The sequence below is a fragment of the Serratia sp. PL7 genome, assembly GCF_945957435.1.
This window is the reverse complement of sequence record NZ_CAMFLB010000001.1, coordinates 2,864,683-2,888,478: the sequence shown is the minus strand read 5'-3', so window position 1 is coordinate 2,888,478 and position 23,796 is coordinate 2,864,683. Positions and strand designations below refer to the sequence as shown.

At 60.7% G+C, this 23,796-nt stretch carries 29 protein-coding genes; 17 read left to right on the top strand and 12 right to left on the bottom strand.

Annotated features, from left to right (window positions below):
• The first annotated feature begins 147 nt into the window (after positions 1-147).
• Positions 148-552, top strand: a complete 405-nt coding sequence (locus N6G83_RS14075) for an Exc2 family lipoprotein (protein ID WP_043135551.1) — start codon at positions 148-150, stop codon at positions 550-552.
• Positions 553-660: 108 nt separating this feature from the next.
• Positions 661-1,302, top strand: coding sequence for a DsbA family protein (locus N6G83_RS14070; RefSeq protein ID WP_043135553.1), 642 nt, complete (start codon positions 661-663; stop codon positions 1,300-1,302).
• Positions 1,303-1,337: 35 nt separating this feature from the next.
• On the opposite strand, the gene N6G83_RS14065 is transcribed toward N6G83_RS14070, so the two are convergent.
• Positions 1,338-2,060: an acid phosphatase gene (locus N6G83_RS14065; protein WP_060447665.1), complete on the bottom strand. Its 723-nt coding sequence runs from the start codon at positions 2,058-2,060 to the stop codon at positions 1,338-1,340.
• A 222-nt stretch (positions 2,061-2,282) separates the two neighbouring features.
• Between N6G83_RS14065 and feaR the strand changes: the two genes are divergently transcribed.
• Positions 2,283-3,182 carry a transcriptional regulator FeaR gene (gene feaR / locus N6G83_RS14060; protein WP_049206237.1) on the top strand — a complete coding sequence of 300 codons (900 nt, stop codon included), beginning with the start codon at positions 2,283-2,285 and terminating at the stop codon, positions 3,180-3,182.
• A gap of 33 nt (positions 3,183-3,215) precedes the next feature.
• On the opposite strand, the gene N6G83_RS14055 is transcribed toward feaR, so the two are convergent.
• Together N6G83_RS14055 and leuE are read right to left on the bottom strand one after the other, a co-directional pair.
• A complete protein-coding gene (locus N6G83_RS14055; protein ID WP_238969011.1) occupies positions 3,216-4,715 on the bottom strand; it encodes an aldehyde dehydrogenase family protein in 1,500 nt (499 codons plus the stop codon).
• 159 nt (positions 4,716-4,874) lie between these two features.
• Positions 4,875-5,513, bottom strand: a complete 639-nt coding sequence (gene leuE / locus N6G83_RS14050) for a leucine efflux protein LeuE (protein WP_004940625.1) — start codon at positions 5,511-5,513, stop codon at positions 4,875-4,877.
• A 237-nt stretch (positions 5,514-5,750) separates the two neighbouring features.
• Between leuE and ada the strand changes: the two genes are divergently transcribed.
• Together ada and N6G83_RS14040 are read left to right on the top strand one after the other, a co-directional pair.
• Entirely contained in the window at positions 5,751-6,806 is a 1,056-nt protein-coding gene (gene ada, locus N6G83_RS14045) for a bifunctional DNA-binding transcriptional regulator/O6-methylguanine-DNA methyltransferase Ada (protein WP_089195565.1), read from the top strand.
• Complete coding sequence (locus tag N6G83_RS14040) at positions 6,803-7,516, top strand: 2OG-Fe(II) oxygenase (RefSeq protein WP_049208667.1); 714 nt, start codon at positions 6,803-6,805, stop codon at positions 7,514-7,516. Before ada ends, N6G83_RS14040 begins: the two co-directional genes overlap by 4 nt.
• Here the strand turns inward: N6G83_RS14040 and tehB are convergent.
• Together tehB and N6G83_RS14030 are read right to left on the bottom strand one after the other, a co-directional pair.
• The gene (gene tehB, locus N6G83_RS14035; protein WP_260515525.1) at positions 7,511-8,374 is read right to left on the bottom strand and encodes an SAM-dependent methyltransferase TehB; all 864 of its coding nucleotides are present in this window, start codon (positions 8,372-8,374) and stop codon (positions 7,511-7,513) included. The genes N6G83_RS14040 and tehB overlap by 6 nt on opposite strands.
• A gap of 100 nt (positions 8,375-8,474) precedes the next feature.
• On the bottom strand, positions 8,475-8,933 hold the full coding sequence (locus N6G83_RS14030; RefSeq protein WP_043135565.1) for a GNAT family N-acetyltransferase: 459 nt from the start codon (positions 8,931-8,933) through the stop codon (positions 8,475-8,477).
• 129 nt (positions 8,934-9,062) lie between these two features.
• Between N6G83_RS14030 and N6G83_RS14025 the strand changes: the two genes are divergently transcribed.
• Positions 9,063-10,166: a DUF1615 domain-containing protein gene (locus N6G83_RS14025; RefSeq protein WP_260515524.1), complete on the top strand. Its 1,104-nt coding sequence runs from the start codon at positions 9,063-9,065 to the stop codon at positions 10,164-10,166.
• Between the two features lie 52 nt (positions 10,167-10,218).
• Here N6G83_RS14025 and N6G83_RS14020 read toward each other — a convergent pair whose 3' ends face one another.
• Entirely contained in the window at positions 10,219-11,898 is a 1,680-nt protein-coding gene (locus N6G83_RS14020) for an alpha-keto acid decarboxylase family protein (protein WP_043135568.1), read from the bottom strand.
• 674 nt (positions 11,899-12,572) lie between these two features.
• Here N6G83_RS14020 and N6G83_RS14015 point away from each other — a divergent pair.
• From N6G83_RS14015 to N6G83_RS14000, 4 genes are all read left to right on the top strand, one after another.
• Positions 12,573-13,001 carry a universal stress protein gene (locus tag N6G83_RS14015; protein WP_260515523.1) on the top strand — a complete coding sequence of 143 codons (429 nt, stop codon included), beginning with the start codon at positions 12,573-12,575 and terminating at the stop codon, positions 12,999-13,001.
• A gap of 208 nt (positions 13,002-13,209) precedes the next feature.
• Positions 13,210-13,800, top strand: a complete 591-nt coding sequence (gene pagP, locus N6G83_RS14010; RefSeq protein WP_025301698.1) for a lipid IV(A) palmitoyltransferase PagP — start codon at positions 13,210-13,212, stop codon at positions 13,798-13,800.
• A 126-nt stretch (positions 13,801-13,926) separates the two neighbouring features.
• Positions 13,927-14,415 carry a DUF2501 domain-containing protein gene (locus N6G83_RS14005; RefSeq protein WP_043135570.1) on the top strand — a complete coding sequence of 163 codons (489 nt, stop codon included), beginning with the start codon at positions 13,927-13,929 and terminating at the stop codon, positions 14,413-14,415.
• A 50-nt stretch (positions 14,416-14,465) separates the two neighbouring features.
• Complete coding sequence (locus tag N6G83_RS14000) at positions 14,466-14,729, top strand: DUF333 domain-containing protein (RefSeq protein ID WP_043135572.1); 264 nt, start codon at positions 14,466-14,468, stop codon at positions 14,727-14,729.
• 36 nt (positions 14,730-14,765) lie between these two features.
• Here N6G83_RS14000 and N6G83_RS13995 read toward each other — a convergent pair whose 3' ends face one another.
• Both N6G83_RS13995 and N6G83_RS13990 read right to left on the bottom strand, forming a co-directional pair.
• Positions 14,766-15,383, bottom strand: coding sequence for a hypothetical protein (locus tag N6G83_RS13995; protein ID WP_193402557.1), 618 nt, complete (start codon positions 15,381-15,383; stop codon positions 14,766-14,768).
• A gap of 106 nt (positions 15,384-15,489) precedes the next feature.
• Positions 15,490-16,179 (bottom strand): transporter, encoded by a 690-nt coding sequence (locus tag N6G83_RS13990; protein WP_049206228.1) that lies wholly within the window; start codon positions 16,177-16,179, stop codon positions 15,490-15,492.
• Between the two features lie 138 nt (positions 16,180-16,317).
• Here N6G83_RS13990 and N6G83_RS13985 point away from each other — a divergent pair, with 138 nt between their 5' ends.
• Both N6G83_RS13985 and N6G83_RS13980 read left to right on the top strand, forming a co-directional pair.
• Complete coding sequence (locus tag N6G83_RS13985) at positions 16,318-17,100, top strand: DeoR/GlpR family DNA-binding transcription regulator (RefSeq protein ID WP_043135576.1); 783 nt, start codon at positions 16,318-16,320, stop codon at positions 17,098-17,100.
• Between the two features lie 2 nt (positions 17,101-17,102).
• A complete protein-coding gene (locus N6G83_RS13980; protein WP_025301702.1) occupies positions 17,103-17,486 on the top strand; it encodes a VOC family protein in 384 nt (127 codons plus the stop codon).
• On the opposite strand, the gene N6G83_RS13975 is transcribed toward N6G83_RS13980, so the two are convergent.
• The gene (locus N6G83_RS13975; RefSeq protein ID WP_043135578.1) at positions 17,487-18,395 is read right to left on the bottom strand and encodes a LysR family transcriptional regulator; all 909 of its coding nucleotides are present in this window, start codon (positions 18,393-18,395) and stop codon (positions 17,487-17,489) included. It abuts the gene before it with no gap.
• Positions 18,396-18,520: 125 nt separating this feature from the next.
• On the opposite strand from N6G83_RS13975, the gene N6G83_RS13970 reads away from it, so the two are divergent.
• The 5 genes from N6G83_RS13970 to N6G83_RS13950 all read left to right on the top strand — a co-directional run bounded on the left by N6G83_RS13970 (position 18,521) and on the right by N6G83_RS13950 (position 21,495).
• Positions 18,521-19,402, top strand: coding sequence for a pirin family protein (locus tag N6G83_RS13970; protein WP_016928920.1), 882 nt, complete (start codon positions 18,521-18,523; stop codon positions 19,400-19,402).
• A gap of 116 nt (positions 19,403-19,518) precedes the next feature.
• The gene (gene ycaC, locus N6G83_RS13965) at positions 19,519-20,145 is read left to right on the top strand and encodes an isochorismate family cysteine hydrolase YcaC (protein ID WP_025301704.1); all 627 of its coding nucleotides are present in this window, start codon (positions 19,519-19,521) and stop codon (positions 20,143-20,145) included.
• A 154-nt stretch (positions 20,146-20,299) separates the two neighbouring features.
• Entirely contained in the window at positions 20,300-20,629 is a 330-nt protein-coding gene (locus tag N6G83_RS13960; protein WP_260515519.1) for a hypothetical protein, read from the top strand.
• A 75-nt stretch (positions 20,630-20,704) separates the two neighbouring features.
• Positions 20,705-21,157, top strand: coding sequence for a thiol-disulfide oxidoreductase DCC family protein (locus N6G83_RS13955; protein WP_025301706.1), 453 nt, complete (start codon positions 20,705-20,707; stop codon positions 21,155-21,157).
• Positions 21,158-21,243: 86 nt separating this feature from the next.
• On the top strand, positions 21,244-21,495 hold the full coding sequence (locus tag N6G83_RS13950) for a hypothetical protein (protein WP_025301707.1): 252 nt from the start codon (positions 21,244-21,246) through the stop codon (positions 21,493-21,495).
• Here N6G83_RS13950 and N6G83_RS13945 read toward each other — a convergent pair.
• The 3 genes from N6G83_RS13945 to N6G83_RS13935 all read right to left on the bottom strand — a co-directional run bounded on the left by N6G83_RS13945 (position 21,486) and on the right by N6G83_RS13935 (position 23,771).
• Positions 21,486-22,034: a GNAT family N-acetyltransferase gene (locus N6G83_RS13945; RefSeq protein WP_148123164.1), complete on the bottom strand. Its 549-nt coding sequence runs from the start codon at positions 22,032-22,034 to the stop codon at positions 21,486-21,488. The two genes, N6G83_RS13950 and N6G83_RS13945, sit on opposite strands and share 10 nt — an antisense overlap.
• A gap of 94 nt (positions 22,035-22,128) precedes the next feature.
• Complete coding sequence (locus tag N6G83_RS13940) at positions 22,129-22,860, bottom strand: DUF2076 domain-containing protein (RefSeq protein ID WP_127146273.1); 732 nt, start codon at positions 22,858-22,860, stop codon at positions 22,129-22,131.
• A gap of 107 nt (positions 22,861-22,967) precedes the next feature.
• On the bottom strand, positions 22,968-23,771 hold the full coding sequence (locus N6G83_RS13935; protein WP_260515516.1) for a helix-turn-helix transcriptional regulator: 804 nt from the start codon (positions 23,769-23,771) through the stop codon (positions 22,968-22,970).
• Positions 23,772-23,796 lie beyond the last annotated feature (25 nt).

The window sequence follows — 23,796 nt, the reverse complement described above, 5'->3', positions numbered from 1 at the left end:
TAGTGTTTCAGGCAATGAATACCAATCAGTGTATATAATATTAATATAAAACAATGTGATGCGTTTTTTGTCGTTTGACGTTTGCCGGGTGGCGGCGCTATGCTCGTGGCGCTAAAGGAACCTTCCTCACTGACAGGGACAGACGACATGAAAAGACTGAAAAGCGCGGCGCTGTTGTTGCCGCTGTTGGCGCTCAGCGCCTGCACCCATCACCTCAGCAGTGCCGAGCAGCATGCCAAACACTACGTTTATCAAACTCGCGACGATTTTGATCCGCAATTCCGCACCGATGTGAACGGCAGTATTAAGAACGCCGTGCCGATGTTCGAACAGTTCTACCAGCTGGGGAAAAAGGATCGCGCGGCAGGCGTGGCGCGCAGCGAGGCGCAGAAAAAGGCCGATTACCTGGCCAGCACGGAGTTCCAGCAGAACATGGAACACAAAACCATTTTCATTAATCGCGCCTACAGCAGCGCCGACAATCCTAAGCGCCGCCAGGTGCTCTCACAGGAAGCGGTAGGTGCGTACTGGGACGGTTACGAAGGTCGCTGAACATAATCCCTCACAAATAGAAGGTAATAAAAACTGGTCTTCTGGCGGTTATTTGATTATAAAAACCGCCGCTAAGGACGATGTTCATAGATGAAACCAGGAGTGTTTATGTTGGCAAAAGTTAAGCGTTCGTTCGCCGCCGCCGTCGTATTGATGTTGGCGCTGCCTGCGGTTCAGGCCGCGGATTACCGTGCGGGCGAGCAATACACCCGGCTGGATAAGCCGGTGGCCGCCGCGCCGGCGGTGGTGGAGTTCTTCTCCTTCTACTGCGGCCCTTGCTATCAGTTCGCCGATACCTATCGCGTAGGCAGTACCGTGGCGCAGGCGCTGCCCGCCGGTGAGAAAGTCACCAAATATCACGTCAGCCTGATGGGCAAACTGGGCAATGAGCTGACCGAAGCCTGGGCGGTGGCGACGGTGCTGGGCGTGGAAGACAAGATTGAAGGGGCGATGTTCGACGCGGTGCAGAAACAGCGCGCCGTCAACGGCGCCGACGATATTCAGCGGGTGTTTACGGCGGCCGGCATCGATGCCGCTACCTATGAAAACGCGCGCCACAGCCTGCTGGTCAAAGGATTGATCGCCAAGCAGAACGAAGCGGTGAAAGCATTCGAGGTGCGCGGCACCCCGTCGTTCTACGTGGCCGGCAAATACAAGATAGACAATGCCGGCATGGCCAGCACCAGCGTTGAAGGCTACGCCAAAGAGTACGCGGCGGTGGTGCGTTACCTGTTGGACAAACAGCCGTAAACCGGGCCGTCAGGGCCCGGTGCTAGCCGCCGGGTCTATTTCGCCGCGGGTAAATCCAGCGCCTGGCGCAGCTCGTCGCGTGCTTGCCGGTACTGCTGCTGGAAATCCTGCTGCTGTGAAAGCTGCTGGCTGATCACGCTGCCGGCGATGCGGCCCATCTCGATATCGGAAGGGTAGTGGATCCCCGCCACCACCCGGTTGTCGCCGTATTGCCAGGCGCGCGTCATGATGGCGGCACGCTTCTCCGGCACCATATTGGCCAGGGTGATGCCCATCAGCGTGCCCAGCGTGGTGTGGCCGGAAGGCCAGGAGCCGGAGCTGGAGCGCTTGACGATCGGCTCGATGCGGCTGTCCAGCATATGCGGGCGCGGGCGCTTCCAGAAATCTTTCGCCGGATCGACCACCGCCGCTTCGGTTGCGACGATGCGATCGAAGAAGGCGCTCACGGCCGGCAACGCTTCGGCGTTGAACTTCGGCCCCATCACGTTGCTGTATACCCAGACGTTCTCTTCCGCATCCGCCTTAGCCTGGCTGGCCATTTCCGGCGTGCGTTTCTGCTGCATGTCGAGCACTTCCCGCAGTTCGCGCTGGGTCTGCGCCGAGTCGTTGGCCGGCGGCGGCGGCAGGATGTGGGTCAGATCCACCTGCTGCGCGGTGGTGAACGGTTGGGCTTCCTCTGCCGCCTGCGCATGGAACGCGGCCAGGGCGCTGGTGGTAAACAAACACAGCGCTAAAATGGATTTCTGCAACGATTTCATCGGGTCATGTCCAGGGAGTCAACGTGAAGGGGGAACAGCCTGTATTTTTGGCGAGGCCTGTGACGATGAGATGACGGTTTCGTGGCGGATTGATGACGGGCGCCCGATGATCTGTGATCGCGGCGCCAAATCCCCCGCTCGCCATTGATTGTGTGTTAACGGATTGTTATGGTGTTTTTCTGTTCAACGGCGCAGCACCGCTGCTGTTTGAAGGGAGAGATCATGACGGCATTGGCAACGCTCCGGGACGTCGGCTTCGAAGAGTGGCTGGGGAAAATCAACACCGCCTGCGGCCGATTCTGCGCGAAAACGTTGGGGCCCGGCTTCAGCGGGGCGATGCAGGAGTTTCGCGCCCATGCCCTGCGCCTGAGCGTGGTCGACGTGTCCCAGGCTCGGCTGTACCGCACGCCGCGTGAAATTGCCCGCAGCGACGGTGCGCACTTTTTCACCGTCATCCAGCTGCGCGGCAGCGCGTTGATGGAGCAGGGCGATCGCCAAACGGTGCTCTCTCCCGGCGACATGACGCTGATCGATGCCTCACAGCCCAGCAGTTTCACTTTCCAGCGCGATTCGCGCCAAATCTCCCTGTTATTGCCGCGCGGCTGCTTGCCGCTGCCGCCGCCTTGCGCTCAGCGTCTGGGAGCCGAGCTCAGCGCGGTGCGCCTCAGCCGCCAGCTGGTGCTGAGCAGCATGCAGGATCCTCAGCTTGCCGCGGCGGAAAGCGAGGCGGTGCTGAATGCGCTGGCGGCGCTGCTGCGCCCGGCCCTGGCGCTCGAGCAGGCGCGGCCGGAGGGGCAGCAACCGGTCTTTGACAAGGCGCTGGCATTGATCGACAGGCATATTCAGTCGGCGCAGCTGCGCCCTGAGTGGGTGGCGGCCGAGTTGGGGGTGTCGTTACGCAGTCTGTATCGGGTGTTCGCCCGTCAGGGGCTGGTGGTGGCGCAGTACATCAGGAACCGCAGGCTGGATCTGTGCGCGCAGGCGCTGCGCAGCGCCGCCGGGCAGGAAAAACTGGCCGGCGTCGGCCTCGACTGGGGTTTCACCGATCACAGCCATTTCTCGACCGCTTTCAAGCAGCGTTTCGGCATGTCGCCGAGCGAATACCGTCGTCAGTATCAGTAAATCAGGGCGCGGGCCTGGCCCGCGCCGCTTCACTCAATAGCGGATGCAGACCGATTTCGATTCGGTGTAGGCATCCAGCCAATCCGGGCCGAAGTCACGGCCGCTGCCCGACTGTTTGAACCCGCCGAACGGCATGTTCGGGTCGATCAGCGTATGGGTGTTGACCCACACGGTGCCGGCCTGAATGCGCGGCGTCAGCGCCATCGCCTGCTGCAGGCTGGTGGTCCACAGGCTGGCGGTCAGCCCGAAGTCGGTGTCGTTGGCCTTGCTCAGCGCCTCTTCGGCGCTCGCCACCCGAATCAGGTTGACCACCGGGCCGAACACTTCCTCGCGCGTCAGGTTCAGCCGATCGTCCGGGTTGATCACCAGCGTTGGCGGAACGTAGAAACCGTTGCTGTCCGGCCCGGCCGCGCCGCCGATAAGCTCGGCGTTTTTCGCCCGGGCGTCGTCCAGGTAGGCCGCCACTTTGTTGCGGTGCGCGAGCGACACCAGCGGGTTGATTTGCGCGCCGGTATCCATCCCCGGCCCGACCGACAGCGATTTCACCGCCTGTTCGAATCCGGCCACCAACCGATCATAAATCGGCGCTTCAATATAAATTCGCGAGCTGGCGGCGCACACCTGCCCCTGGTTAAGGAAGCTGCCGAGCATCAGGCCTTCGATCACCTGCTGCGGATCGGCATCTTTCAGCACGATGGCCGGGTTTTTGCCGCCCAGCTCCAGCGTTACGCGGGTCAGGCGATCCGCCGCCGCGCGCGCGATGCTCTTGCCCACCGGCGTGGAGCCGGTAAAGCTGACTTTGGCGATCAGCGGATGTTCGGTCAGCGCCTTGCCGCACACGGCGCCGCGGCCGGTGACCACGTTGAACACGCCCGGCGGCACGCCGGCTTCGCTCGCCAGTTCGGCGATGCGCAGCAGGGTGAGCGGGGTGGTTTCCGACGGCTTGATGACGATGGAGCAGCCCGCCGCCAGCGCCGGCATCACTTTCCACATACCGATCATCAGCGGGAAGTTCCAGGGCACGATGCCGGCGACCACGCCGATCGGCTCTTTACGGGTATAAACCTGATATTTGGCGCCCGGTGGCATCGGAATGGACACGTCCAGCGTCTGGCCGGTGATTTTGGTCGCCAGCCCGGCGGTGTAACGCATCCAGTTCAGGGTGCTGCCGACTTCGAAAGCGCGGGCGATGTTGATGGATTTGCCCTGCTCCAGGGTTTCGAGCTGCGCCAGCTCTTCGGCGTGCTGTTCCACCAGATCGGCGAAGCGCAGCAGGATGCGTTCGCGCTCTACCGGCAGACGCTGCGCCCAGACGCCTTCGCTGAAGGCTTTGTGGGCGGACTGCACCGCCAGCGCGACATCGTGTTCATTGGCGTCGGCGGTGGTGGCGATCTGCTGCCCATTGGCGGGGTTATACACCGCCAGGCGGCCTTCCGCGGCGGACGCGCGCCACTGGCCGTCGATATACAGCCCATGCTGACGATCGAGAAAACGCGATACGCTATCCAGCACGGCTACGGTATTGTCAGACATACATCCTCCGATCAGGCTCATCAGGTTATCGTTAACCCTGCAAGTCTAGATCAGCGGGAAAGCGGCGGCTTTGGTCTGCCTGACATTCGGTTTGTCCTGCGTGTCATTTTGCCGTGACGGAAGGGTAAACCGCGGCCGGCGGGCGCCGGCCGGGAGGGATCACGAGCTCAGGGTCGCTAGACGGGTGGCGAAACCGAGGAACAGCAGGCCGATCAGGCCGTTGCCGAGCTTCGCCAGGCCTTTCTTGTGATTGAAGAAATGCGCCAGCATCGCGCCGGAGAAGATCAGCGTGCTCATGTAGATAAAGCTGACGGCTTCGAGGATCAGCGCCAAAATGGTGAACGACAACCCGGTGTGCGCGTAGTTGAAATCGATGAACTGCACGAAGAACGACACGTAAAACAGGATCGCTTTTGGGTTGGTCAGGCTCAGCGTTAGCGATTTGCGCAGAATGCTGTGGCCGCCCTCAATCTGCTGCTGTTGCGCCTGCGCCTTCTGCACGAAGGTGGCGTAGAGGATTTTTGCGCCGAGGAACAGCAGGTAAATCGCGCCGAGAAAACGCACCAGGGTAAACAGGAACGGCGTGGTGCGGATCAGCGACGCCACGCCGATATAGGCGCAGAAGATCAGGATCGCATCACCGATGAACACGCCCAGCGCGGCGGTATAGCCGGCGCGCACGCCGCGCGATATGCCGGTTTTCAGCACGTACAGCGTATTCGGCCCCGGCAGAATGATGATGAAGACCACCCCGGCCAAATAGGTCCATAAATTCAGGACGCCAAAACTCTCTAACACAATAACCTCTCCATGCGCGCAACTAACAGGCAAAAACACTGGCCACGCCCGTGGCCGGCCGCGATCCTAACGCTGTGCAACCGGGTTGGCAACGTAATAAACTTCATGTTGTTGGTTAAAAATTGTCGAAACATTGTTGAAAACGTCGGCGCCGAATTAAAAAGCAAGAGTCGGCGTGTTTCGCCAACGCCCCATCACTATGCTGGTTAACATCGAAACCGCAGTGAGGAACGGATGATGAAAAACGTAATCGACAGCGCCGATCCGCGCTGGCTGGCGATCGTCAGCCGCGACAAGCATGCCGACGGCCGCTTTATCTACGCGGTGAAAACCACCGGCGTGTATTGCTCGCCTTCTTGCCCGTCACGCCAGCCGAATCGGCAAAACGTGGAGCTGTTCGACGATGCCGAACAGGCGGAAGCGGCGGGTTATCGGCCCTGCAAACGCTGCCGCCAGGGGCTGACCCCGTTGACGGAGCAGCATGCGCGGCAGATAGCCGAGGCCTGCCGCTATATCGAGCGGGCGGAGAAAGCGCCGTCGCTGCAGACGCTGGCGCGCCACGTCGGGCTGAGCCAGTATCATTTTCACCGGCTGTTCAAAGCGATCACCGGCCTGACGCCGAAAGGCTATGCCGACGCGCAGCGCAGCCGACGCTTGCGCGCCGGTCTTATGGAGCAGGAGACGGTGACCGACGCGATTTTCGACGCCGGCTATGGCGCCAACGGCCGCTTCTACCAACAAGCCAGCGCCGCGCTGGGCATGACGCCGAAGGCCTACCGGGCCGGCGGCAAAGGCATGCGCATCCATTTCGCCGTCGGGCGCTGTTCGCTGGGCGAGATCCTGGCGGCGCAGAGCGAGGTGGGCATCTGCGCCATTCTGCTGGGGGACGATGCGCAGCAACTGGTGCAGGATCTGCAGGACAAATTTCCCCATGCCGAGCTGATCGGCGGCGACGCGCAGTATGAAGCGCTGATGGCGCAGGTGGTGGGCCTGATTGAAGCGCCGGAGAACGGCTTGGCGCTGCCGCTGGATATTCGCGGCACCGCGTTTCAACAGCGGGTCTGGCAGGCGCTGCAGGCGATACCGGTCGGCGAAACCGTCAGCTATGCCGATATCGCCCGGCGCATCGGGGCGCCCAAAGCGGTGCGCGCGGTGGCCGGCGCCTGCGCCGCCAACGTGCTGGCGGTGGCGATCCCCTGTCACCGGGTGGTGCGCAACGACGGCGCCTTGTCCGGCTATCGCTGGGGCATTGAGCGCAAGAAAGCCTTACTGGAAAAAGAGGCGCAGCGATGAGCGGCGCGCTGGCGGCGCGGCTGGCCGAGTTGGACTGGGCGGCAATTGAACGTGAACTCGATGCGCAGGGCTGCGCGCGGCTGCCTGGCCTGCTCAGCCATGACCTGTGCCGCGAGCTGGCGGCGCTCTACCCGCAGGATGCGCACTTCCGCAGCCGCATCGTGATGGCGAAGCACGGTTTTGGCCGCGGCGAGTACCGCTATTTCGATTATCCGCTGCCGCCGCCGGTGGCCGAAGCGCGCAGCCTGATGTATGCGCGGCTGGCGCCGGTGGCCAACCGCTGGAACGCCTTATTGGGCCTGACGGCGCGCTATCCCGCCGAACATGAGGTTTACCTGGCCGAATGCCACCGGGCCGGCCAACGGCGACCGACGCCGCTGCTGTTGCGTTACGAAACGGGGGATTACAACTGCCTGCATCAGGATCTGTACGGCGAGCGGGTATTTCCGCTGCAGGTGGCGTTTTTGCTCTCCGCCCCCGAACGGGATTTCACCGGCGGCGAATTCGTGCTGACCGAACAGCGGCCGCGGATGCAGAGCCGGCCGGAGGTGGTGCCGCTGCAGCAGGGTGACGCCGTGGTGTTCGCCGTGCATCACCGGCCGGTGGCGGGAGTGAAAGGCTACTATCGGGTCAATTTGCGCCACGGCGTCAGCCGGATACGCGCCGGCCAACGCCACACGCTGGGGGTGATCTTTCACGACGCGCTATAGTTTGCGCGCCAGCAGGGTGGCGAAGCGCAGCGAGATGCGGTTGCCGGCGGCGTCGGTTTTGTGCAGTTGGCCGACGTCCTCGTTGTATTTGAGGATCTCCCAGTCGCGATAATAATGCTTCAGCTCACCCGGGCTGAAGGTGAACGGGAACGGCAGCGGGCAGGGATAATCCTCGGTATCCATCGCCGCCACGATCAGGTTATGGCCGCCGCGCACGGTGCTGTCCTGCATGTTTTGCACGATATGCGGGATTTGCTGCCGCTCGAGGAACATCATCACCACGGTGGACAGGATAAAGTCGTAGTCGCCGCTGAAGCGGTGAGTATTGAGATCCTGCACCCCGGCGCTCAGGCGGGTCAGCTGCTCGGCGTCGATGATCTGATTGAGGCGGGCTATCGACGGCGCGTGCTTGTCCCAGGCGGTGACGTCGAAACCTTTCAGATTGAGATAGAGCGAATTGCGGCCGCCGCCGCAGCCCAGATCCAGCGCCTTGCCCGGCGCGATGCGCGCCGCCGCCTCGATCACTTCAGAGTGGGTGCGCGTCAGTTCGTATTTCTTGTGGTAGTAATCTTCCGGCGTGCAGTAAAACGCCAGCCGGCAGGTCATGTCGTCCGAGAAGGAAACGATGCGATGCCACTGCTGCGGCGCGATAAACGGCGGCTGGCTTTCGGGGCTGAACTGCCAGGTCTCGGTGGTGGCGCCGTCTTCGGTCATCATGGCGAACGTCAGGTTGCCGCTCAGCACGGTGAGTTTCGCCCAGGTGCCGCTCTGGGTGTTGTGGCGCTGACGAAAGGCCTCCGGCAGCGTGTCGCTGTTCCATTCCGGCAGGGTTTTATAGCAAAGCAGCTGCTGCTCCATAGGGGGCTCCTCTGGCTGGGCAAGCAAAGTGATTTATATAATGTATATAAAATACATCTTTATGCGTCATTTGAAAATCCCGAGCTTCGATAACCTATTGCTACAAACGGCGGCGCATACGGGTGGTGACCGCATCGAAACCTAACTTGGAATACAGGCGCGCGGCCGTCGGATTATCGTTGAACACCGTCAGTTCGGCATATTCCGCCCCCTGTGCTCTCGCCGCGTCCAGCACCGCGTTTAGTACCCGCTCGCCATAGCCTTTGCCACGCCAGGCGTGCGTCACTTCAAAATCATAGATAAACAGCTGCTTACCGAAGGTTCGTTGCTCAATGGCGTACCAGACGGTGGCGATGCTGTCCTCGACATTCGGCAGTCTCGCGCATACCAACCGTTGGTCGGGCATCGCCAGCCCTCGTTTGAAATTGGCTTCGGCCTCGATCAACGCGTGCTCCTGGCTGAGCTGAAACGAACGCGCCAAATCGTCTGCGTAAGCCTTTACCCCGTATTTACGGTAGTGATCCAGTTCCTGCGCCGTCATTTCTTTGAGTTCGATCATTTTGTTCTCCCTGCGTTGTTGGGTATTTACCGGCCCACCTGTGCGGCGGAACGGGTATATTTATACTGGATTGTGCGCGGCGGCTGGGCTAATTTCAGTGCTGTTCATGTCATCACGTTCAGGGAAAAGATGCCGATACCTCGTTTATTCCACCCGATGCCCTTCCGTTTGCTGAGCCTGGTTGCGCTGCTGGCGCTGGCGGGCTGTACCAGCAAAACCACCACCACGGCGCCGGCGGCGCGTCCCGCCGACGTTAAAGCCCGACTGATGACGCTGATCCCGGCCAACGCCGGCGATCGTCAGGGCTGGGCCACCGATATTACCGCCGCTTTCGCCGCGCAGGACATCGAGCCGAGCGATGAGAACCTGTGTTCGGTGCTGGCGGTGACCGAACAGGAGTCGACGTTCCAGGCTAACCCGCAGGTGCCGGGGCTGCCGAAGATCGCCTGGAAGGAGATCGACCGCCGCGCCGATCAGATGCACATCCCGAATTTTTTGGTGCACACCGCATTGAAGATTTCATCGTCGAACGGCCAGAGCTACAGCGAGCGGCTGGATAAGGTGCGCACCGAGAAGGATCTGAGCGATATCTTCGATGACATGATCGACCGCGTGCCGATGGGGCAGAAGCTGTTCGGCCATTTAAATCCGGTACATACCGGCGGCCCGATGCAGGTGAGCATCGCCTTCGCCGAGGCGCACGCCAAAGGATACCCTTATTCGATCGACGGCTCGATTCGCCGCGAAGTTTTCAGCCGGCGCGGCGGTATGTACTTCGGCATTATGCATTTGCTGGGGTACTCGGCCGATTACAGCCGGCCGATTTACCGCTTCGCCGACTTCAACGCCGGCTGGTACGCCAGCCGCAACGCGGCGTTCCAAAACGCGGTCAGCCGGGCGAGCGCCATTCCGCTGGCGTTGGACGGCGATCTTATCGACTTCGGCAGCGACAAGCCCGGTTCGACCGAGCTGGCGGTGCGCACGCTCGGCAAGCGCCTGAACATGAGCGACAGCGCCATTCGCCGGGCGCTGGAGAAAGGCGACACGGCCGGCTTTGCCGACACCGACCTGTATAAGAAGGTCTATGCGCTGGCGGGCGGCAAGCTGCCGCGTGAGATGCTGCCGGGTATCCAGCTGGAAAGCCCGAAAATCACCCGCAAGCTGACCACCGCCTGGTTTGCCAAGCGGGTGGACGAACGCCGCCAGCGCTGCATGGCGCGCGCCGGCGGGTAGCGGCATAAAAAACGCCGCCGGTGGCCTGATCCACCGGCGGCGCGATCGCGCCTCAGGCGCTGCGGCGCGGGTTGGTCAGGCCGAAGTTAAAGCTGTTGCAGCGGTTGCAGAACTCTTTCATCACCGGCGGCGTGTCCATCATCGGCACTTTCACCTCGATAAACGCCAGCCGATCCTGCCGCGAGGCGTGTTCCAGGGCCATTTCCAGCTGCTGCGTGGTTTCTACCGCCACGCTGAACGGCTGCGCCTGGGTATTCAATACCGCCGGCAGTTTGGCGTAGTCCCACGGGCTGATGTCGTTGTAAGACGAGTTTTCGCCGAGGATATAGCGTTCAATGGTGTAGCCGTCGTTGTTGATCAGGAAGATGATCGGCTTTTGCTCGCAGCGCAGCAGGGTAGACACTTCCTGCGCGGTGAGCTGGAAGGAGCCGTCGCCGATGAACAGCAGGTGGCGGCGCTCAGGCGCCGCCATCAGGGTGCCGAGCAGCGCCGGCAGGGTATAACCGATCGAGCCCCAAATCGGTTGGTTGACCACCTTGACGCCCCCTGGCATGCGCATGCCGCCGATGGCCGCGCCTGAGGTGCCGTTTTCCACCACTACCACGTCATCCGCCTGGATGAAGCGTTGGATGCGTCGCCACAGATAGGCCTGGTCGATAGGCGCGTCGCTCGGCGTCGCCAGCTTCTCACGGGGATCGGCCAGCGGTGATAAACGCTGCGCCGGCGCGTCTTCGCTCAGATCCAGCAGTGCCTGCAGCAGATCCGCCGTCGCTACCGCTGGGTAGGAGGTGTTGTCCAGTTTCATCGAAAACGGCTGAATATCCACCTGAGCGGCGGCGGGAATTTGCTGCGAGAAATAGCCGGTGGTGGAGTCTACCAGACGTACGCCGAAGCTCAGCACGCAGTCCGAGTGGGCAATGTGTTCATACAGTTCGGGGCGCGACAGATTGCCGCTGTAGCCGCCCATCCAACCGGCGGTGTTTTCCGGGATAATGCATTTGGCGGTGGGCATATTGGTCAGCGGAATGGCGAAGCGGTGAGCGACCGCGATGACCAACTGCTGCAACTGGTAGCGATCCACCATTTGATCGACCAACATGATTGGGCGCTGTGCGCGTTTGATTTTGGTTAACAGCGCCATCGCCGCTAATTGCACATTGTATTTATCGCTGGCCGGTAATTGCGGTGCCGTCGCCGCCGCGGCGATTTCAATTTCCACATCGCAAATATCCGACGGCAGCTGTAAATACACCGGTTTCTTCTCTATCCAGGCACGGGAAATAACGCGTGGTATTTCTTGTGCGGCATTTTCCGGCGTGATCAGAGCCTGAGCGACGGTGAATTGTTTAAAGCAGTTCATGACGTTGTCGAAATTCCCATCGCCCAGGGTATGGTGCAAGAGCTGATGATTCTTCATCGCATGCAGCGGCGGCGTGCCGGCGATGCAGATAACCGGCGAAGATTCGGCATAGGCCCCGGCGATGCCGGACAGCGCGGCCAGATCGCCGACGCCGTAGGTGACGATCAGCGCGCCGGCGCCTTTCATGCGGGCGTAACCGTCTGCGGCGTAGGAGGCGTTCAATTCATTGCAGTTGCCGACAAACGCCAGCCGCTCGTCGTTTTCCAGCAGCTCCAGCAGGCTGAGGTTATAGTCGCCGGGCACGCCATAAATACGATCGACGTTCAGGGCGTGAAGCTGTTGCAGAATGAATGACCCGATAGTTATTTTCATTGATTGCTCCGGATTATTTATCTTTATTTTGTCAGGCAAAAATCAGCAAAAATAAATTGCTGGCGATGTTGTGTCGTTAGCATTAACAGTTATTTAAAGTCTCAGCTTGTTCAAGATAAGGGGGGCGACCGGTGAATAGGCGGTTTGTATTCGGCGCTTTACGCGATTGAGTAATACATAAAAAGTAGGGGTATTGGATATTGGAAAGAGACGGTATTTTTCATTGTCGGTATATCGCTAGAGAAGCGGCGGCGCATTGGCATTTATCGTGATGTAGGGTGAGTCATCCGGTACTTTTGACGCCGCGTTAAATCCCATCGGGTGGCGTAACGCTTTTTGCCTGGGAAAGAAAAGCAGAACCTGGCGTAAAGGGGGATTTTGGTGATCCGCCGCACGCTTATTTCATGAAGCTACCTTGTAACCAATCAAAAACAAAAAATTAACAACGATCGTTTTTTGTCCGCCTTTTTTCGTCAGCTTTGCTTTACGGGCACTGTAGTGCGCGCCACGTCGGGCCGGCGCTAAAATGTGCCGTCACGGGCATTAATATAACGTGGTGGCCATCACATTCCGTAGGAAGTGATACGTAAACTTTTCTCTACGTGCGCGCAGATGGCGTATACCTACCAGAGGGGATGATGTCCCAGCGGTACTGGCCTGTGGGGGGAACTGCGATGAAAAGCTATCGACATATTCTGGTACTGATTCATGATGAGCGTGACAGGCTGCCGTTGCTGCGTCAAACGGTGGCGATGGTGCGCGGGCTGCCGATCGCCCTCACCGTCGGCCACCTTAACGCCGACTACGCCGAGCTGGAGTACGGCAGCGATGCGCTGGTCAAAGATCGCCAGGCGCAGGAGGTGATCGCCGCCAAGGCGATGCTGAGCCGGCTGGTGAGCGCCGTCGAGGCGCCGGTTGCGGTCAAGGAAATCGTCACCATCCGGCGCTTTAAGGACGTGAGCGATTTCATTCATCAGGCCGGCATCGATCTGGTGGTGGTCGGGCACCAAAACCGCTTGTTCGGCCTCTATTCCTCATATTCTCTGGAATTTGTGAACCGCCTCGATGTCGATGTATTGGTCAAGCACCTGGCCCGCGAGTAGCGAACGACAAAGCGGACTTTTCCCACGGTTTTGCCCTCCTAAAGGCGATAGCATAGGGGAAACCGGTGCAACCTGTTAAAAATTATTGGGAATATTCCGGTGCTAAACTTAACCAAAGCACAACGGGCGTTGGATAAATTAGATACAGCTTGATCTTGCCTGGGCTATCGGTAAGAATCTGCGGCCGTATTTTTACAGGAGCTTTACGATGTTTCTCAAACGGACTCTTTTGGCATGTTCTCTGGCGTTGATATTTCCTGCACTGCCTTCTTACGCTGAGGTTGGTACAGAAAGTGGCAATACCGCACAGGCTGAAAAACCGGGTCTATGGCAGCGTTTTACCGATAACGTGGCGGAGACCTGGAACAACTCGCCTAACCACGATCTCTATATCCCGGCCATCACCTGGCACAACCGTTGGACTTACGATGATGAACATATCGATAAGTACAACGAGCGCCCGTGGGGCGCCGGTTACGGCATCTCCCGCTACGACAGCGACGGTGACTGGCACGGCATCTACATCATGGCGTTCAAGGACTCCTTCAACAAATGGGAGCCGATCGGTGGTTACGCCTACGAGAAGATCTGGCGCCCGCTGGATGACAAGGATTTCCGCCTGGGGCTGGGCTTCACCGCCAGCGTCACCGCGCGCGACAACTGGAAATACATCCCTATTCCGGCGCCGCTGCCGCTGGCCTCTATCGGCTATCAGCGGCTGACGTTCCAGGCGACCTACATTCCCGGTACCTATAACAACGGCAACGTGTTCTTCGCCTGGCTGCGCTGGCAGTTCTAAATTTCCTGAATTCCGAAAAATGGCGCGGTGGCGAGATAAAAGGAACTTGTCGCCGCCGGCGGCGTCGGAAGGGTATCCCGGCGCGCTGCGCCGATCGCATGCCGTTATTACAGGAGTTTCACCACTATGATCACCAAACATCGTTTACTGCTGGCCTTGGCGCTGTCCGCTACCCTGGCCAGCGGTGCCTCCCAGGCCGCCGGGCTGATGGATTCCCTCAGCAGCGCGGCGGGTGAACTGAGCAAGTCGGGCGGCGATAGCAGCAGCGGCATGTCACTCTCCTCGTTGACCGGTCTGCTGAACGGCGGCGACAAGGCGCTGAGCTCCAGCAGCATGACCAATGCCGCCGGTATCCTGCAGTACTGCGTGAAAAACAACGTGCTGTCGGCTAACGGCGCCGAAGGGGTGAAAGATCAGCTGCTCAGCAAGCTGGGCATCACCAGCACCGAAAACGCCAAGAGCCAGGATTATCAGCAGGGCCTGGGCGGCTTGCTGCAGACCGGCGAAGGCAAGAGTCTGGATCTGAACAGCCTGGGCACCTCGCAGATCACCGAGAAGGTGAAGCAAAAAGCCTGCGATCTGGTGCTGAAACAGGGCAAATCCTTTATTTCATGATGAGCGAACGGCGGAGCGCTCCGCCGTTCGTTTTTGCATAAGCTGAAAAAATGAAAAAAACGTTGATGCTTTCCCTGCTGGCAGGGATGACGATGTTGCAGGGGTGTTCCGTGAAATCCAACGAGGCGCCACCACCGCCGCAGGTGAAACCGATCGGCATGGCGAACCCGGCCGACGTGTATTGCACCAAAATCGGCGGCAAGCTGAACGCCAAAGAGAATGCGGCAGGCCAGTATTCCACCTGTACCTTGCCGAGTGGGCAGGAAATTGAAAGCTGGGAGCTGTTCCGGCGCGATCACCCGGTGAAAAAGTAATCCTCGCGGCGCCGGCTCTTTCTGCCCGGCGCCCGATCAGAATTGGCGGTCGCCTATAGATTGCAGCTGCAGACTGCCGTTCTTCTGTAGCGTCAGCGGCATGCGCCAATCGCGCTGTTTATCCAGGTTGAATGACCTGGAGCGGAACATGCAGCCGGTCTTGATGTTCTTGATTTTCATCACGTGTTCCGCGTCCGCATTGATTTTTACCTCGAAGCTGCCAGCGGGCGGAATAAAGACTTCCGCCAGCTGCTGCGGCGCCGCCGGCGTTTCCAGCTTGACCAGCACCGCGAAATCGTTGCCCTGATTATCCAGCGTCAGCCGATGCAGACCGGTCGCGGGCAGCCTGGTCGGCTGATGCAGATAACCGGCTGAGGCGGGCCACGGCTGGCCGGCATTGTCGTGCAACGGCCCACCGCACTGTTCACGCGCTTCGCGCAGCGGCATTTCGCGCTTTATTGCGCGGTTGTAATCGGCGGGGGCGGCGAGGCTGAACTCGTCGTCATACTGGTGGGCGCGCAGATAGCGCTTGGCGCCGAGTACCGCGATGGCAACCAGCATGAAGAACAAAAATATCCTCAGGCGATTTTTGAAAATCAGCCCGAACAGCTTCCCGGGGAGTTGAAACAGCCACCTTGCGATCGTCAATAACATCGTTTTCCCTTTACGCCCAAGCCGTTACGTCTGCGGTAACTTCGCTTGCCACAGTATAGCCAAAGCGTTGCCATCGGGCGGCATGCGCCATGAAATTCCCGTTTTTTTACCCCAAACCTTCCTCTAGCAGCAACAGTAGCAGGAAGCCGGCAAAGAACATCGCGGTGGCGAACGGTGTCTCTTTCCCGCCCTCATGCGCTTCGACCAGCAACTCCTCGGTCACCAGGTAGAGCAGGGCGATCAGGCCAAAGGCCAAAAAGGCGGTCAGCCAAAATGTGCCCAGCATGGCCACCGGCGCCCCCAGCAGGCCACCGATGGGCAGCAGCAGCGCCAGGCCGACTATCGCCGCCATGGCACGCAGCCGCCTGCCGAGAAAGTCTTTCAAATCGCCGACGATCGATAATCCGAGGAACAGCACTTCCAGCGTTAACGCCAGCGTCAACAGCAGGCCGGCTTTGGCGCCGGCCGCGAAGGCAATGCCCAGCACCAGCCCATCGATAAAGATATCGACGCCGACCGCGGCGATAAAACCGACCGGCCCCTGCGCTTTTTCACCCAGCCGCCGAACCAGCAGCATTAACAGCACCCCCGCAGCGCCGCCCAGCAACACCGCCACAGGCGACTGCTGCTTGAGATCGGGCAGGATTTCGGTGGCGGCGGCGGCGAAAACGATGCCGGCGGTAAAGTGATGGATGACGCGCATTGCGGCGTCACCGGGGCGGCGATAGAGCGCCACCGCTGCGCCGACGACGGTGGCTGCGGCGGGAAACAGCGTATAAAGCACGGCGGAGGTCATCGCGTCATAATCCCTTATTGGTGATGTCACTTTCAGTCTAGACGAGCACTGCCGCTCGAGTGTTACCAAAAAAGTGATTGTTCGATTATATACGTTTGTGTACATTTATGATCACTTTAGCGCCACCGGATCCCCGCGATGTCCAAACTGTTACCCAATGAGCGCCATCAGGCCATTCTCGACACGCTTCGCCAACAGGGGCGGGTGCTGGCCCTGGAGATGGCGCAGCGGCTGAATACCACCGAAGCGACCATCCGCCGCGATCTGCGCCAGTTGGCGGCGCAGAACCTGTGCAAACGCATCTATGGCGGTGCGCTGGCGCCGACCCCGGCCGAAGGCCCCATGACGGCGCGCATTGCCCTCAGCGGCGATGAGAAGCTGGCGTTGGCGCAGACCGCGCTGGGGGTGATCGGCGAAGAACAGCTGATCTTCCTCGATGCCGGCAGCTCCCACCTGTATCTGGCAGAGCTGTTGCCACGCGATCGGCGTTTGACGGTGGTAACTAATGCGTTGAGCATCGCCGGCAAAATGCTGGAACGGCCGGGGATCCGCACCATCCTGATCGGCGGCGAACTGGATGCGCAGGTCGGCGGCTGCGTGGACGCCAAGGCGGCGGAAGAGATAGACGGGTTCCATTTCGATCTGGTGTTCACCGGCATTTGCGCCTACGACCCGGCCGGTGGCTTTTCCGCATTGAGCTATCAGGACGCCACGTTCAAAAAGCGCTTGCTGACGCGCGCCGGCAGCGTGGCGGTGCTGTGCACCCGCGACAAACTCAATACCTATGCCCCTTACCCCTTCCTGCCCGCCGGGCGGGTAGATCATCTGGTGACGGCGCGCGGCGCGCACCCGCAGCTTGAGTTGCAGGTGGCGCAAGGCGGCGGCCAGATCTGGCACAGCGATTTATCGATCGGAGAATGATGATGAAAATAGCCCATGTTGCTCTGTGGACCCATGACATCGACGCGCAGCTGGCGTTCTGGCAGCGTTATTTCAACGGTGAAGCGGGGGAGGAGTATGTCAGCCGCAACCGGCCGGGGTTCGTTTCCCGCTTCGTCAGCCTGGCGGCCGGGCCGTCGCTGGAGATCATGTGCGTGCCGACGTTGCTGCCGGCGCAGGCGCAGGAGGAGCGGGTCGGTTGGGCGCACATCGCGCTGTCGCTGGGGGATGAGCGGCAGGTCGATCGGTTGGCGCAGCGCGCACAGCAGGAGGGCATTTTGCTGTCCGCGCCGCGCTGGACCGGCGACGGCTTCTACGAGGCCGTCATTCGCGATCCGGATGGCAACGCGATCGAAATCACCGCCTGATCACTCTTCTTCAATGCTGGCGAATTGCTCCCCCAGATAGTCGAGCAGCAGCCGCACTGCCGGCAGCAGGCCGCGGCGCGACGGGTAGACTGCGTGCACCACGCCGCCCTGTGGCTGCCAGCCCGGCAACAGTTGCACCAGCTCGCCGCGCAGCATGTCGTCGCGCATCATCATCGCCGGTAGCTGAACGATGCCGGCGCCGGCGATGGCGGCGGTACGCAGCATCAGCATGTCGTCGGTGACCAGCCGCGGCGTGTGTTCCCACTCCACCCGTTCACCCTGCGGGCCGGTCAGCCGCCATTGGTGCTGAGCACGCGCCGGGCCGAGATCGAGCGTCGGGTATTTACGCAGGTCTTCCGGCGTTTGCGCCGGCCCGAGGGTGCGCACCAGCGCCGGGCTGGCGGCGACGCACCAGGTGCGCTGCGCGAGGATCTTCAGCACCAGATCGCTGTCCTCCAGCGGCGGCGGCCGTACGCGGATCGCCAGATCCAACCCTTCCCCCACCACGTCCACCCGGCGGTTGGTGGCCTCCAGATGCACCGTCACCTTGGGGTAATCGGCCATAAAAGCTGCCACCATGCTGCCGACGCGGGTGTGCAAGATCGCCACCGGGCAGGACATGCGCACCGTGCCGCAGGGCTCGGCGCGGGTCTGCTCGATCGCTTGCTGCGCCGCTTCCGCTTCCACCAGCATCGCCTTGCAGTGCGCGTAATAGGTTTGGCCGAGCTCGGTCACCGAGAAGCGCCGCGTCGAGCGCTGGATCAGGCGCACGCCCAACCGCTCTTCCAGCAGCGCCACGCGGCGGCTGAGCTTGGATTTGGGAATGCCCAGCGCCCGGCCGGCGGGGGCGAATCCCTGGTGATCGACCACGCTGGCGAAGAAAAACAGGTCGTTCAGATCGGTCAGCATCGCATCCCTTATCGTTCTATCAGTAGAACGCTGAGTGTACATCTTGCCTACTACTGCAGCAAACCCCGGCGGATTAAACTTCTGACATCAACTTAAGGCCGTGAGGTCTGAAACGGGAGTTCAAGATGAAAAAAATCCTCGGTATTCACAACAGCCCGGAAGCACATTGGGTCGGTAACGGTTTCCTGGTGAATTCGCTGTTCTCTTATAACGATTTGGGGGCGGAAATGAGCCCGTTCTTGCTGCTGGATCACGCAGCGCCCACCAAATTCCGCTCCGCCTCCGGCACTCGTGGCGTGGGTCAGCACCCGCATCGCGGGTTTGAAACGGTGACCATCGTCTATCAGGGCGAAGTGGAACACCGCGACTCGACCGGCAGCGGTGGGGTGATTGGCCCCGGCGACGTCCAGTGGATGACCGCCGCCTCCGGCATTCTGCACGAAGAGTTCCATTCTCGGGACTTCTCGCGCAAGGGCGGCACCATGGAAATGGTGCAGCTGTGGGTTAACCTGCCGGCCAAGGACAAAATGGCCGAGCCGGGTTACCAGACGCTGCTGAACGCCGATATTCCGGTGGTTCCGCTGGCGGACGGCGCCGGGCAGGTGCGGGTGATTGCCGGTGACTTTGGCGGCCACGCCGGCCCGGCACGCACTTTCAGCCCGCTCAACGTGTGGGACATGAAGCTGAATGCCGGCCATACCACCACGCTGACGGTGAAAGAAGGCCATACGCTGGCGCTGGTGATGTTGCACGGTGCGATCCTGGTCAACGGCGAAGACGTGGTGCGCGAAACCCAAATGGTGCGTTTCGACCGGGCGGGGGATTCGATCACCATCGAAGCCAACAACGACGTCGCACTGCTGGTGCTGAGCGGCGAACCGATCGATGAGCCTATCGTCGGCTACGGCCCGTTCGTCATGAACAGCGACGCGGAAATCCAGCAGGCGTTCCGCGATTTCAACAGCGGTAAGTTCGGCAGCATGAACGCCGAAGCGAGCGCCGGTTGAACTTTGGCGCCTGGGGCGGGCCGTGTTCCCCGGCTCAGGCGCTACACTTAAACCTCAACGCCCCGCCGCCAGGCGGGGCGTTTCATCCGCAACTTCAACCCCACAGGAGTAAAACCATGACTGCAAACTACAAGCGCCTCGACAAAGACCAGGCCGCCGTATTGCTGGTGGATCATCAGGCAGGGCTGCTTTCGCTGGTGCGTGATATCGATCCCGATCGGTTTAAAAACAACGTTCTGGCGCTGGGTGATTTAGCGAAATACTTCAACCTGCCGACCATTCTTACCACCAGTTTCGAAAACGGTCCCAACGGCCCGCTGGTGCCGGAACTGAAAGCCCAATTCCCCGATGCTCCCTTCATTCCTCGCCCTGGCCAGATCAACGCCTGGGACAACGACGACTTCGTCAAGGCGGTAAAAGCCACCGGCCGCAAGCAACTGATCATCGCCGGCGTAGTAACCGAAGTGTGCGTGGCATTCCCGGCGCTGTCGGCGCTCAATGAAGGTTTCGAGGTCTTTGTGGTGACCGACGCCTCCGGCACCTTCAATGAGTTGACGCGTCAGTCGGCCTGGAGCCGCATGGAGGCCGCCGGCGCGCAGTTGATGACCTGGTTCGGCGTCGCCTGCGAGCTGCACCGCGACTGGCGCAATGACATCGAAGGGCTGGGCGCGCTGTTCTCCAACCATATCCCGGACTACCGCAATCTGATGACCAGCTACAACACGCTGACGAACGGCAAGTAACGCGACGGCCCTTTACCCAACCTTTCGCCTTTCATCACGTTAGACGCGGGATGTAAGCAAAGCGCAGCGGGGCGAAAAGGTAGCGAAAAGCGGCTTTCTCATGGGCCGGGGGCGGGGTAGCGTAATCCCGAACCCGGCAAATGAGGCTAATTCAATGAAACAAGCAATCAAGATCCTGGCGCTGCCCTGCATGGGCATGGCGCTGTTGTTCAGCGCGAGCGCGATGTCTGCCCCCGAGGCGCCTGCGGCTAAAGCGTTGCCGCCTGTGGCGGATGAACCGATGCGCATGCCGCCTTTCCCGGGCGGGCACCCGCCCAAGCCGGGGTTCTGCCACGGCGGCGAGCTGTTCTGCGCCACCTCGGCCAGCGACAATCCGGTGGAAACCATCCACAAACTGACGGCGGTGATCCCGGCGGGCAGCGCCAAACATTACGAAGTTCGCGTCGCGGTGGTGGCGGTGCCTGACGCACCGCCCGCGCCTTAACACGCCCTGTCATCCCGCTCTGGCCTGGGCGCGCTAGGCGCGTTAGGCTAAGGCGAGCGTTTTTCGGGAGGCGGGATGACCCCTTTATCACATCTGCCTTATCTCCAGCCCGGCGATCGCGCGCTGTTGTTCGACGGCGAATGTAATCTGTGTCACGGGCTGGTGAGGTATCTTATTCGCGCCGATCGGCAGCGGCGCATTCTGTTGGCGACGGTGCAATCCGCCGAAGGGCAGGCGATCCTGCAGGCGCTGGGATTGCCTACCGATCGTTTCGATTCCGTGGTCTATGTTGAGCAGGGGCGCTGTTGGCTACGTTCGGCGGCGTTGTTTCAGGCGCTGCGTCAAGTGGGGTGGCCGTACCGCGTACTGGCGCTGGCGCGTTACCTGCCGCCGCGACTGGCGGACAAGGTCTATGATGCGGTCGCCGGCAATCGCTACCGGCTGTTTGGCCGCAACGACGGCACCGGCCTGCCGGGCACCGATCAGCCCGGGCGTTATCTGCCCCGGCGGCAGGAACCGCCGGCCTGAGCTTTACGCTTCTTTACCATCCAACCGCTTGAAATATCAACACTCCAGCTCCATATAATGGAACGTTCAGCCAACAAGGAGCGCGTATGGGAATCAGTGAAGAAGAGCACATCCGCCGTTTGACCCAGGAGAAGAACGACATGGGCAATACGGCGAAATGGGTGGCGATCGTTTCCGCCGTGTACTTTGCCTTGATGGTGTTTTACGGCCACCCGACCGGCGTGTTGGCGATGTCGGGCGCGGTGTTCATCGTGTCTACCACCACCTGGTTGAAAAAGCGTCAGAAGGTCAAATCTTACCGCATGGCGTTGGCCAAAATCAGCGACGATCAACCCTGATAGTCGCCGCGCTTTAGCGTATACACCAGGCTCGGCGCTGCGCCGGGCACGTCATCCAGCGTATCCACCCGCCGTAAACCGACCTTTTCCAATACTCGCCACGAGGCCTGATTCTCCGCACGTACAATGGCGGAAATCTCCTCCAGCGCCAATCCGACAAAACCGTATTGCAGCGAAGCCCGCGCCATCTCGGTGGCCAATCCCATGCCCCAGACGCGAGTATCGAAGCGATAGCCAAGGTTCACGGTGCGCTGCGCCCCGAGCGCTTTCCGGGACAATCCGCCAAAGCCGATAATCCAATCCGGCCGTTCGCGCAGAGCGATCGCCCAGGAACCGTAACCGTGTTGTTGCCACCCGGCAATCCTCTCGTGCAGCACCGATGCGGCCTGCGCTTCGCTGGTGAGTGGGCCGGCGGGATTGAAACGCTGCGTTTGCGGATCGCCAAAGATGGCGTAGAAACGTGCGAGGTCCGCCATTACCGGTGGGCGCATCTGCAGGCGTTCGCTGAAGAAAGGGGTGGCAGGATTAAAGCTTGTCATCGTTTCTCTCCGCTGGATAAATGAACAGTGTTCACTGTAGACCAGATTGGCGAAACGGGAAATCCCCCTCTGCGGGTGAGAGGGGGAGAGGGCATTACAGGAAGGAGTCGTCGTCGTCGCTGTAATCGTCGTCGGCGTAGTCCGTGTCGTCCTGATAGTTGGCGTTCTGGAAGCCGTTGTCCTGGTTCAGGAAGCTGCCACCGTCGCCGTTGTTGAAGGTATCAAGGTTGTTGGAGGCGTCGAAATTGCGCATCGTGCTGTCGTCCAGCGGCGCCGGGGTTTCTTCGATAATATTCACGATTTCCTGCGGCTGCGAATGGCGGAACATGCCGGTCAGCATGTCGGCCAATACCACGCCGCCGGCGACGCCCGCCGCCGTTTGCAAGGCGCCGCCCAGGAAGCCGCCGGCACGTGAAGGCGCCGCCTGCTGCGGTTGGGCATAGGCCGGTTGCTGAGGCTGTTGCTGCGCGTTGTTCCAGGCCGCCGTATTTTGCTGCTGCGCCTGATACTGTTCGCGCGGGCTTGGCGTGCGGCTGCCGCCGCCAAACAGACCGGCCAGGAAACCGCCGCTGCTTTGCTGGCCGTGGGCAGTTTGCTGCAGCTGCGCGACCTGGGCTTCCAGATCTTTGACCCGCTGGTCCATCTGCTTGAGCGCCGCTTCCTGAATGATCATCGCCTGCGCCATGTAATAAGGGGCGGAAGGCTGCTCGCGAATATGCTGGTTGATTTGCTGCTCTGCCTGGAGATCCCGTGGGCCCGTCTTGGTCTCGGCTTCTTTCAGGCGGCCAAACAGACCATCGATAAGGCGTTGTTCTTCGGATTGCATAGGCGTACCTCGGGAGATAAATAACGTTGCTGGATGATGACTATCATCGGTAACAATCACCCTAGCGCGTTTACATGAACCAATAAATAAATGGCGGGTAAACCTGCCTATGAATTTGTTACCAATTGCGGCAGCGGGATCAGCATCACCAGCTTCAGACCGGCGTGCTCCGCCGGATGGAAGGTGAGTTGGCGATAGCGCAGTGCGCCTTGCTGAGGATGTTCGAACGCTCTTTCGCCGCCTTCGCGCGCCATCACGTCATGTTGCTTCCACCAGTGATTAAAGTCCGCGCTGTTGTGCGTCATGTTGTGCACGAAGGCGCGCATCTCTTCGGTATTTTGATGATGGCTGGTCTCGGCGCGAAACTCGGCCACCACGCGGCGAGCGCGCTCCTCCCAATCGCTGACCAGCGTTTTCGCCAACGGGTGGAAGAACATGAAGTGCAGCAGGTTGGGGCTGTTGGCCACATCCAGCCAGCCGCGGAACAGCGCCGCCGCCTGCGGGTTCCAGGCGACGACGTTCCAGGTCACGTCCAGTAGATAGCAGGGCACCGTCATCTGATGCACGCTTTGCAGCACCGCGTCGTTGGCGGTTTCGCGGTGCGCTTCCTGCTCGGGATCGGCGATGCGCGCCAGGGTAAACAGGTAGTGGCGTTCGGCCGGGCCGAGCCGCAGCGCTTTGGCGATGCGTGCCAGCGTATAGGGGGAAATAGACACCTCGCGGCCCTGTTCGATCCAGGTATACCAGGTGGCGCTGATGCCGCTGATTTGCGCCAGTTCTTCGCGGCGCAGGCCGCTGGTGCGGCGGCGCGAAGAGCTAGGCAGGCCGATCATTTCCGGCGTGATGCGTTCGCGGTGCGCGCGCAGAAATGCGCCGAGGGCTTTTGGCCCGGATAAGGCTTCTGATGACATAGCGTGGTACCTATTTATACCAGGA

Coding starts and splice junctions, on each gene's coding strand:
- ada (WP_089195565.1), top strand. CDS start 5,751: ATGAAAAACGTAATCGACAGCGCCGATCCGCGCTGGCTGGCGATCGTC.
- N6G83_RS13940 (WP_127146273.1), bottom strand. CDS start 22,860: ATGCAATCCGAAGAACAACGCCTTATCGATGGTCTGTTTGGCCGCCTG.
- N6G83_RS14020 (WP_043135568.1), bottom strand. CDS start 11,898: ATGAAAATAACTATCGGGTCATTCATTCTGCAACAGCTTCACGCCCTG.
- N6G83_RS13955 (WP_025301706.1), top strand. CDS start 20,705: ATGACCCCTTTATCACATCTGCCTTATCTCCAGCCCGGCGATCGCGCG.
- N6G83_RS14070 (WP_043135553.1), top strand. CDS start 661: ATGTTGGCAAAAGTTAAGCGTTCGTTCGCCGCCGCCGTCGTATTGATG.
- N6G83_RS14065 (WP_060447665.1), bottom strand. CDS start 2,060: ATGAAATCGTTGCAGAAATCCATTTTAGCGCTGTGTTTGTTTACCACC.
- N6G83_RS13990 (WP_049206228.1), bottom strand. CDS start 16,179: ATGACCTCCGCCGTGCTTTATACGCTGTTTCCCGCCGCAGCCACCGTC.
- pagP (WP_025301698.1), top strand. CDS start 13,210: ATGTTTCTCAAACGGACTCTTTTGGCATGTTCTCTGGCGTTGATATTT.
- N6G83_RS13995 (WP_193402557.1), bottom strand. CDS start 15,383: ATGTTATTGACGATCGCAAGGTGGCTGTTTCAACTCCCCGGGAAGCTG.
- N6G83_RS14030 (WP_043135565.1), bottom strand. CDS start 8,933: ATGATCGAACTCAAAGAAATGACGGCGCAGGAACTGGATCACTACCGT.
- N6G83_RS13960 (WP_260515519.1), top strand. CDS start 20,300: ATGAAACAAGCAATCAAGATCCTGGCGCTGCCCTGCATGGGCATGGCG.
- N6G83_RS14040 (WP_049208667.1), top strand. CDS start 6,803: ATGAGCGGCGCGCTGGCGGCGCGGCTGGCCGAGTTGGACTGGGCGGCA.
- N6G83_RS13975 (WP_043135578.1), bottom strand. CDS start 18,395: ATGCTGACCGATCTGAACGACCTGTTTTTCTTCGCCAGCGTGGTCGAT.
- N6G83_RS13935 (WP_260515516.1), bottom strand. CDS start 23,771: ATGTCATCAGAAGCCTTATCCGGGCCAAAAGCCCTCGGCGCATTTCTG.
- N6G83_RS14025 (WP_260515524.1), top strand. CDS start 9,063: ATGCCGATACCTCGTTTATTCCACCCGATGCCCTTCCGTTTGCTGAGC.
- tehB (WP_260515525.1), bottom strand. CDS start 8,374: ATGGAGCAGCAGCTGCTTTGCTATAAAACCCTGCCGGAATGGAACAGC.
- N6G83_RS14005 (WP_043135570.1), top strand. CDS start 13,927: ATGATCACCAAACATCGTTTACTGCTGGCCTTGGCGCTGTCCGCTACC.
- N6G83_RS14075 (WP_043135551.1), top strand. CDS start 148: ATGAAAAGACTGAAAAGCGCGGCGCTGTTGTTGCCGCTGTTGGCGCTC.
- N6G83_RS14055 (WP_238969011.1), bottom strand. CDS start 4,715: ATGTCTGACAATACCGTAGCCGTGCTGGATAGCGTATCGCGTTTTCTC.
- N6G83_RS13980 (WP_025301702.1), top strand. CDS start 17,103: ATGAAAATAGCCCATGTTGCTCTGTGGACCCATGACATCGACGCGCAG.
- feaR (WP_049206237.1), top strand. CDS start 2,283: ATGACGGCATTGGCAACGCTCCGGGACGTCGGCTTCGAAGAGTGGCTG.
- N6G83_RS13950 (WP_025301707.1), top strand. CDS start 21,244: ATGGGAATCAGTGAAGAAGAGCACATCCGCCGTTTGACCCAGGAGAAG.
- N6G83_RS13945 (WP_148123164.1), bottom strand. CDS start 22,034: ATGACAAGCTTTAATCCTGCCACCCCTTTCTTCAGCGAACGCCTGCAG.
- N6G83_RS14000 (WP_043135572.1), top strand. CDS start 14,466: ATGAAAAAAACGTTGATGCTTTCCCTGCTGGCAGGGATGACGATGTTG.
- N6G83_RS14015 (WP_260515523.1), top strand. CDS start 12,573: ATGAAAAGCTATCGACATATTCTGGTACTGATTCATGATGAGCGTGAC.
- ycaC (WP_025301704.1), top strand. CDS start 19,519: ATGACTGCAAACTACAAGCGCCTCGACAAAGACCAGGCCGCCGTATTG.
- N6G83_RS13970 (WP_016928920.1), top strand. CDS start 18,521: ATGAAAAAAATCCTCGGTATTCACAACAGCCCGGAAGCACATTGGGTC.
- N6G83_RS13985 (WP_043135576.1), top strand. CDS start 16,318: ATGTCCAAACTGTTACCCAATGAGCGCCATCAGGCCATTCTCGACACG.